Origin of the sequence: Oceanivirga salmonicida (assembly GCF_001517915.1) — a bacterium.
Lineage (GTDB): Bacteria > Fusobacteriota > Fusobacteriia > Fusobacteriales > Leptotrichiaceae > Oceanivirga > Oceanivirga salmonicida.
Genome location: NZ_LOQI01000117.1, coordinates 1 through 2457, shown reverse-complemented (window position 1 = coordinate 2457; position 2457 = coordinate 1). Strand labels below are relative to the sequence as shown.

2 protein-coding genes are annotated in these 2457 nt (G+C 19.2%); both read right to left on the bottom strand.

Annotated elements, in window-relative coordinates; all coding sequences use genetic code 11:
* Positions 1–360: 360 nt before the first annotated feature.
* Positions 361–1209, bottom strand: coding sequence for a hypothetical protein (locus AWT72_RS08425; RefSeq protein WP_067143572.1), 849 nt, complete (start codon positions 1207–1209; stop codon positions 361–363).
* Positions 1210–1293: 84 nt separating this feature from the next.
* Complete coding sequence (locus AWT72_RS08420; RefSeq protein ID WP_067143569.1) at positions 1294–2160, bottom strand: hypothetical protein; 867 nt, start codon at positions 2158–2160, stop codon at positions 1294–1296.
* Between the last annotated feature and the right edge of the window lie 297 nt (positions 2161–2457).

The following is a 2457-nucleotide window of genomic DNA, read 5'->3' as shown; positions in this document are numbered from 1 at the left end:
GCATGCAAAACTAAAACTACTCCAAAGAATAATGTTATTGGTAATACTTTCGATTTCGTTAACATAATATATCCTCCTAATTTTTACTTCTTTATAAATTTTATATTATATTTATATCTCGTTTTTCAAAAAATGCAAGTATTTTTTTTAAATATTTTTTAATTGTTGAATTTCTTAATGTTTGTTCATTTTTATATCCAAAAATTTTTTAAATCACGGAAATTGATATTTTATTTTGCGTAATGCTATACTTATATTTAGAAATTACAAAGTATTTTTTATTTTATATTAATTTCTACTTTTTTATATAACTCTATTTACAAATAAATATTAGAAAATTAACACTATATCTTTTTCAATTTATTCATGAAAATCAACACTTTCTATAATCAATCCTATCTTATTCAAATTCATATTTTTATTAAATGCATTTCTTATTCCTTCTATAAATTCTTCACTTAACTCCCATTTTTCATCATATGAAATTACTATAATAGGGTAAATATCAAATTTTTCCATATATTCTTCTGGATTAATTTTTAGTATTTCTATTTTTTTATCACTTTTTAAAAAATATTCTTCTTCTTTTATTAATTTTCCATATAAATCATAATTATGTTTTTCTAATAATTTAAGTTTTGCATTTTTTAATTCGTAACATTCTTCTATTATACAATAGATCTTATCTTTTTTATTCAATTTGTACTTAAAATTTGCCTCTATATTTAAAAGTTTATAAAATTCTTTTTTATTTTTTTTATATCTACCTAAAAATATATTATATTTAGAGCCTTCATTTAAAATGTATTCTTCAACTTTTTCAAAATTATTTCCTACATTTTTATCATATATTAATTCATTAAATATATATGGGTTTAATAAAATTCCTTCTATTATTTTTTTTGGGTTTGCATGTGTATCAGTATAAATATTAAATCTTCCTTTATAAAAATATTCTTTTTTTATTGGCTTTATTTTTTTTAAATATGCATATATTGGTGGTGCTGATGAAAAACTCAATTCTTTATTTGAATATATTTCTCTTTCATCAATTTCCATGTTATTGAAATACATATGTATATACAATGAATTATCTCCTATAGTATATTTTGCAATATTTCTAATCAAAAAATTTAAAATTATAGTTGATATTGCTATAATAATTGTATAAAAAGTTATTTTAATTACATTTGACATTATTTTTTTCATATTTTTCAATTTTCTCCCTAGTATATATTCAAAGAAAAGAATTTTATAATTATACTTTTCAATAATTTATTACTTTATTCAACTTTAATGTAATATATAATCTTTATTTTCTCCATTTTCATCTACATAGTTAATCCAAATAAAAGTAGCCATAGTTTTATTATTATAATTTTTTCTTATTTCTTCTAAATATTTATTTTTTTTTAATATTTCAATAACTTCATTTGTTTTTTCTTTATTTTCTTTTTCTAAGTCTATAAAAATATATAATGAAGGATATATATTATTATCATATAAAAAATCTTTAAAATTTAATTCATCATATCTTGTTTTTTGGGGAGTATATTTTAATGTTTGTTTTCTTAAGTATCCTCTCACTACAAGCGGCTGATTCAAAAATGAACAATCTTCTTCAAGTTCTTTTAAAGAATTATCCAATATTTTATAACATGTAAGGTAATCTCCAATAATATTTTTATCTCTATATATTTTATCATAAAATACATCTATTCTTATTTTATTTTTTAAATCTATTCCTACTTTTTTGGGAATTTCTAGTACCATTTTATCTATTATTTTTTCAGTTTCTTCATAATTATTTCCCATACTTTTATCTCTTATATAATCATTAATTACATATAAATTTAAAAGTCGTGATAATATATCATCATCAACATTTCCATTATAAGAAGTTATATAGCTTTCAGATATATCTTTGTATTTAGTTTTATACTTAATATTTTTAAACTTAAAATCTTGATACGTTGTCAATAGGCTTACAAATTTGTCTCTAAATTCAAATTCTTTAATAGGTAAAATTATATTATACTCTTCTTCCATTTCTCTACTTAATGTTTGAGAATCAGTTTCTCCAAAAAATATATTTAATAATACGAAAACTAATATTAATAGCCCTAAAATTTTTATAATATATTTAAATTTCTTATTCATTTTTTCCTATCTTTCTTTAATTTTCCATCAAGTGTATAAACATTTAAATGCTCTCCTATTTCCCCAAAAAAGTGTGAATTATATAAATATTTAGGTACATTCAATTTACATATTACTTATTAACTATTCAGGCTCAAAAATTGCAACTTCAATTATTTCTGAATTATAATATGATTTTATTTTCTGAAAGTTCAATTACATTATTTGAAGTATCCAAAAATCCATATATGTATACAAAATAATATTTTTGTTTATTTATATATTCCCACCAATCTATATTTGGAAACACTCTAGGTT